At 53.4% G+C, this 5,774-nt stretch carries 5 protein-coding genes; 3 read left to right on the top strand and 2 right to left on the bottom strand.

What is annotated here, in order from left to right; all coding sequences use genetic code 11:
- Nucleotides 1–171 precede the first annotated feature (171 nt).
- Together NWQ23_RS03010 and NWQ23_RS03005 are read right to left on the bottom strand one after the other, a co-directional pair.
- Nucleotides 172–1,185, bottom strand: a complete 1,014-nt coding sequence (locus NWQ23_RS03010; protein WP_306164760.1) for an endonuclease/exonuclease/phosphatase family protein — start codon at nucleotides 1,183–1,185, stop codon at nucleotides 172–174.
- Nucleotides 1,186–1,219: 34 nt separating this feature from the next.
- The gene (locus NWQ23_RS03005) at nucleotides 1,220–2,521 is read right to left on the bottom strand and encodes a patatin-like phospholipase family protein (RefSeq protein ID WP_306164759.1); all 1,302 of its coding nucleotides are present in this window, start codon (nucleotides 2,519–2,521) and stop codon (nucleotides 1,220–1,222) included.
- Nucleotides 2,522–2,720: 199 nt separating this feature from the next.
- On the opposite strand from NWQ23_RS03005, the gene NWQ23_RS03000 reads away from it, so the two are divergent.
- From NWQ23_RS03000 to NWQ23_RS02990, 3 genes are all read left to right on the top strand, one after another.
- Entirely contained in the window at nucleotides 2,721–3,041 is a 321-nt protein-coding gene (locus NWQ23_RS03000) for a hypothetical protein (protein ID WP_306164758.1), read from the top strand.
- Nucleotides 3,041–3,652 carry a LysE family translocator gene (locus NWQ23_RS02995; protein WP_306164757.1) on the top strand — a complete coding sequence of 204 codons (612 nt, stop codon included), beginning with the start codon at nucleotides 3,041–3,043 and terminating at the stop codon, nucleotides 3,650–3,652. Before NWQ23_RS03000 ends, NWQ23_RS02995 begins: the two co-directional genes overlap by 1 nt.
- 165 nt (nucleotides 3,653–3,817) lie before the next feature.
- The gene (locus tag NWQ23_RS02990) at nucleotides 3,818–5,599 is read left to right on the top strand and encodes an alpha/beta fold hydrolase (RefSeq protein WP_306164756.1); all 1,782 of its coding nucleotides are present in this window, start codon (nucleotides 3,818–3,820) and stop codon (nucleotides 5,597–5,599) included.
- Nucleotides 5,600–5,774 lie beyond the last annotated feature (175 nt).

Genomic DNA, 5,774 nt, shown 5'->3' with positions numbered 1-5,774 from the left:
AGCCCAAACTGACCGATGCTGCGAGGCGCACGAATGACTGGTCTCGCGAGATAGAGCCTTTCGCACGAAAATGCAGTCATCAGGCATTTCCCATCATCTATTTTGGGTGCGCACACTCTTCCAAATGAATCTGATGCGCCCTAACGTAAGGCGCTTGCGGGCTTACCGTGGCTACATTCTCCCAACAGAAAAACTGGCCTCGACAGGCTGATGATCCGAATGGGCAAAACCTAAATCAAGTGTTTTCAAGGATGACACGCGCACATTGGGCGACACGACGAAGCCATCAAAAATAGTTGTGTAGGTCTGACCGGGTGAAAATGTGGCATCGAGTGCGCGCACAGTTGGGGTCTTTGGGTCTGCTTTAATGTGCCAGCCCGCAGGAAGGGACTCTTGAGGGAAATCTGTGTAATCCGATCCGCGTTTTGGGTCGCTTGTGTGAGGAAACGATGTCGGGCACAGGCGCGTGTTCCAGTCGCCTGCGATGATCACATAATTACCTTTTGCAAATTCCTTTTTCGCGAAGTCAAACAATCGGTCCAGCTGGGCTGTGCGGGCGGCTGGCGTCATATTGAAGATAGGCAAATGAATATTAATAATAACCCAAGCCTTATCCGTGTCTGTGATCGGTAACTTGGTGATCAGACCAACGTAGGACTTTTTGATAACGCCAAGCATCAACGTATCCGCATCGGGAAGATCAAGCACATGATAGTGATCAGACAGCTTGGCGGAATACGTGGCCATACCGTGCGAAAGGCGCAGCAGAAATACAGTTTTTAAGTCCGCCCAAAAGTAGCGTTTCCGGTTTGGCAGCAGATCATCGATGATGGTGCGGACGTCGACATTGCGGGTTAAGATACCGGCCTGTGCCATTTCTTGCAGGCAGAGCAGATCGCATTGCGTTTGGGCCAGTCTTTGCGCGATCGCTTTGGCAGCCGTTATGATTTGCGGCTTTGACAGCGCTCGTAGCGACGTTCCACCGTCCACGTAAAAATCTGCGTCTTTTCCAAGTGCTCCATAACCAATATTCCATGTCAAAATACTTAAATCAGGCCCCGCGCGCGCAAGCGGCTGATCTGAGTCGCGCACCTCGATATCGGTGTAATCGACGCGCCGAAACCGGTTTGCGGCTACGACACAGCAAATGACGGCAACGCCAAGAATAATCGCAGCCAACGTCATGGCGAGGACCTATAAAATGCAACCCTCCGGGTGTTCATGATGGCACTGCCCTGAGAGGAAACCTTTGGTTTACGAGGAAATGTGCAGCTTCAGAAATGAGCTCGCGGTGGCAGCGTGTGATTTTTAGAGCTGTGGGAATCTTTGCAAGATGATCCGCCGGTGTGCGGCTTTCCAGTCGATCCTTTGCGTTATCATATCTCCATTCGCTCCATGATAGCCATTTGGGATCGGGTGGGTTTTCTGACCGCGCAAGGCGAACCACGTCCATATAATTAAAAGTCATCAGATCGATCCGGGTGCCAGTGCGCGCATCAATCGCATCATAATGCGTGTTGCGCTGTGTCGCGGCATAGACCGACAACACATCCACCAAACGGGTCACGTCGCGGCTCCAGATACTGATGTCGAGCGTGTTTCTGGATAAATCACTATTCAACTCTTGCCCCGCATCAAACGAATAGATGATCGCGGGTGTGTGCGGTTTTTGGGCATAGATTGCCTCGCGCAGGGTCTCTACGCCTTGGTTTTCAAGGACGCCACCGTCGCCCAAATGCCAGTATTGCGGTTTGGATCCTTGATGATTCCTCACCTCTATTGTCATCGGGCCAAGATAGGGTGGGAATGCAGCAGAGGTTGCAACCGCCAATGACACCGGAACGCTGTCAGGTGTCTTGCGATGTCCAGCTGTGTCGGTGAACGACAGGCTGCGCAGGCCAATTGGCAAATCACTGACATCCGTGTCATCGATGCGCGGCAGAACGGTGTTGCTGAACACGAACCGTTGGCCGCTGTCGTAGCTGACCGTATTAAAATAGAACCTTCGATCCGTTGGAAGATCGGTAAAGGTCGCATTTCGTAAAAAATCGGGCCGATCAAGTGTCTCTTGTAGGGATTGAAAACGGCGGGACGGGCTGAACAAGCGGCTTGGGTTGCGCAACTGCCCCATCTGGGTGTCCCAGAAATAGTCATGTGACAAGACGTGCTGCATTTTGTTGAAATAGGTATCGGTCGCGTCTGCGGGCACAGGGTGCAGCGCAAGATAAGACGCCGCAAAACCACCACCGCTGACACTGGAAACATGGGTCACGCCGCTTAGCAGTCCGCGCTTTTGCAAGGCTTCCATCCCGGCCGCCGCAAAAATTGACGCGCGGGCACCGCCTCCGGATAAAGCAAGACCGACAAAGGGGGCGTCTGGGGCGGGCCCGATCCAATCCGCCTTTTCAGCGAGAGGAAGCCGCGTTGTGAAATGCACCTTAAGCGGAGCAAGAAAACCATAGGCAACTGCGGCGATAACACAGGCGATCACCCCGGCAATGATCCAAAACACCCAACTCATCGTGCCGTCTCCCTTGTTTTAGCGGTCAAAGTCCGTCGTTAAACCTGCCGCGAAAGCCAGCACGGTGCAAACGCGCAGCTTCGCAGGTATGGAAATCCTTACTTAACGTAACCTTCTGTTACCGCACCCCCCAAATGGTACATGCCGGACAGCGCGGGCTCTTTTATGTCTTTCCTCATCACATCATGGGAAGACATTTATGACCAACTTTATTGACTACGTATCTGGAATTGGCCCGCTTGAATGGGTGGGTGTTGCTGGCTTCATTTGCTACATCGTCGCGTTCGGGTCTGTTCAGCTTGGCAAGCTTGATGGCAACAGCACGGCCTATTCATTGACCAATATCGTCGCGGCGGCGCTTGTGGCGATGAGCCTGTTTGCAGAATTCAACCTCGCATCGGCGCTGATCCAGTCAAGCTGGATCCTCATTGGCCTCACTGGGCTGGCACTACGCGCGAACAGGTCTTGGCCTGCGGCACGCGAAGTGCTGGACACAACCCTCGAAAATGGAGCGTCGTAATGCCGATTGCAGATACACTCTCCTATTTTATCACTCTTGTCGCCATTGCCATCGCACCGGGTCCCGTCGTTTTGATGCTCATGGCGCGCGCGGCAAGTAACGATGTGAAAGGCGCCGCAGGTTTCGGGTTGGGATTTGCCTTGGGCGGCGTTGCAATCATTTCAGCCGTTTGTTTCGGAATGAGTGCGTGGCTGACGGCCGTGCCAGAAGTTCTCGATTACAGCAAATATATCATGATCTGCTATATTGTGTGGATGGCGCGCGGCATCTGGAAGGGTGGCTTTGATTTGAACAACGACGGCGACGTAAAGCGTCAGTCAATCTTCACCTCAATCGGTGCAGGCACCATCACATGCATGATTTCCCCCTATATGATGATCTTGTTCCCACTGGTTTTGCCAGAGATGATGGACATCACCGTGATCAGAATGCCCGATTTCCTGATCGTTGCCGTGATCACATTCCTCGCACTGGCATGCGGTGCTGCCCTCATCGTCGGCTTTGCCGCACAGCTGCGTCGCATCGCCAAATCGCCCCGCGCGACGCTTATCATGAACCGCTCTTTGGCTACAATTTTGGTCATGGTCGGCGGGGGTATGACACTGGTCTAACCCGCCACAGTTTCAACAGATAGGTCATGGCGTTTCTTCCGTGCCTTGACCTCTGGACGGTGTGTCGCATGTTCAATGATGTGATGAGCCTAGGGCAACGACACACCGTCATTTTTTTGATACAGTGATTTAAACTTAGCGCTGCGGCGTAGCAATGGATTTGCGATGACACCTAAAACACCTCTCGACATTGATCCCGGAAACATTGTCGATCAGTTGTATGACATCGCAATTGATCCCACCTCACTCGATCAGTTTGTCGATGCTTGGAACGCCGCAGGGTTGGATGCCAGCGCTACCCGTAAGACAATAGAGTCAATTGATAATTTTGATGCGGCCTACCTTGCGCATCTCAAACGCGCAGGGACATTTCTAGCGCGCGGCGACGACGCTGACGCCGGGCCCGATCTGGCCGCGATATTGACGCCCTTCAGGGATCTCGCTGCGTTTATCGTGGATCGCAAACTGTCAGTGGTTGCAAGCAACGCCGGTGCGCAGCAGGCATTCGGAACGCTTGATGACACGTCCCTTGGCGACATGCGCCTTGCGCCTGAAACGATACAAGCACTTGATGAGGCTTTGACCTCTCTTTTCAATGACGCGGAACGGCCAGACCGCTTGTTACGCCTTCACGACTCTGGCGAGCGCGGCACCGCACTTTTTCAATTGCGCGCCCTATCACAAACAGCCAAGTCGCATCCGCAGCACGCCCTGATCGTCACAACGCGCTACCATTGGCAAGCGGCGCTTGGCGAGACATTGGAAGATATATTCAAGCTTACCACCGCCGAACAAGGTGTGGTCAAAGCGCTTGTCGAAGGTATGGACACCAAGGCAATATCAATCGAGCGCGGCACAAGCGAAGGCACCGTGCGCGGGCAAATCAAATCCATCTTGTCGAAAATGAACTCCCGCAACCAATCAGAAGTCATCCGTCTCGTGCTGTCCCTGCGCGATGTGAGCCAAGGCGTGACGCAAGATCCGCCGCTGGTGAAAGTCCCTGTACCAACGACGGGTCGCAATTGGATCGCTGATGAAGTCTGGAAGCCCTTTACGACCCTCACAATGCCAGACGGCCGCAAAATGGATTACCACGACATGGGCCCCGCGAATGGCGCGCCTATTTTGTTCACGCACATGGGGTATTGCGCGGTCCGGTGGCATGCGCCGATGATCAGAATGGCTTTTGAGCATGGATTGCGTGTGATCGTGCCCATTCGTGCGGGGTATGGTCACAGCGAAAATTTGCACCCGAAAGCGGATGTGATGCAAAGCACACGCGATGATACCCGTGTCTTGCTTGATCATCTCGGTCTCGAAAAATTGCCCTATGCATGTCAAGGCGGCGATTTCTTGTTCTCGGTCGATTTTGCAGCGCACTTTCCGGATCGTGTGACAGAACTGATAGGGATGGGTGCGCGCCCGCCTTTGCTGGGGGATCGTCATTATGCCGGAATGAGCAAGTGGCACCGCTTCTTTTTATCGACGGCCAAACATGCGCCACACTTGCTTAACTTTACATTTCGAGCGGCCATTGCGATGGGGCGACGACTGGGCACCGCAGAGTTTTTCAGGCAAATGAACCGCAGCTCTGCGGCGGATATGGCGCTGCTGGACGATCCCGAAATGCTACCTGTTTTGATTGCAAACGGCGAACTTGCAGCAGGTAAAGCCACTGATATGTCCCGTGCTTATGTAATGGAGCTGATTGCCGGTGAAACCGATTGGTCCGGTCTTGTAGAGGCGGCCAAAGACACGCCCACATGGTTCATGAATGGGGCAGAAGACCCGTCAACCGATATCGCCACAATTTCCGAATATCGCGAAACCTATCCGTGGATTGATATCGAAGTCATCCCTGACGCTGGCCAAATGCTGATCTTCCAGCATTTTAAAACGATTATCCCAAAGTTGGCGGCTGCCGCCAAACGCGCGCAAGGCGGGTGAAAACCTGAGCGACACAGGCAGGCTTTTAGCAAGTGGGTTTAAACAACCGCCATTCTATCATCCTCTGATGTAATACCAGCCGTTTTCGAGGGTGGTTACTTTGGGGCTATCTGACTGCAAGAGTATAGAAGCAGCCATTGGTGCAACCGCAGCGAATTCACCCTTTGTCCCGCAC

This window comes from Yoonia sp. (assembly GCF_030731595.1).
Taxonomy (GTDB): domain Bacteria; phylum Pseudomonadota; class Alphaproteobacteria; order Rhodobacterales; family Rhodobacteraceae; genus Yoonia.
This window is presented reverse-complemented; position numbering and strand designations above follow the sequence as displayed.

What these genes read in the sequence shown, in the direction of transcription:
- NWQ23_RS03010 (WP_306164760.1), bottom strand. Translation starts at nt 1,185, where the DNA reads ATGACGTTGGCTGCGATTATTCTTGGCGTTGCCGTCATTTGCTGTGTC.
- NWQ23_RS03005 (WP_306164759.1), bottom strand. Translation starts at nt 2,521, where the DNA reads ATGAGTTGGGTGTTTTGGATCATTGCCGGGGTGATCGCCTGTGTTATC.
- NWQ23_RS03000 (WP_306164758.1), top strand. Translation starts at nt 2,721, where the DNA reads ATGACCAACTTTATTGACTACGTATCTGGAATTGGCCCGCTTGAATGG.
- NWQ23_RS02995 (WP_306164757.1), top strand. Translation starts at nt 3,041, where the DNA reads ATGCCGATTGCAGATACACTCTCCTATTTTATCACTCTTGTCGCCATT.
- NWQ23_RS02990 (WP_306164756.1), top strand. Translation starts at nt 3,818, where the DNA reads ATGACACCTAAAACACCTCTCGACATTGATCCCGGAAACATTGTCGAT.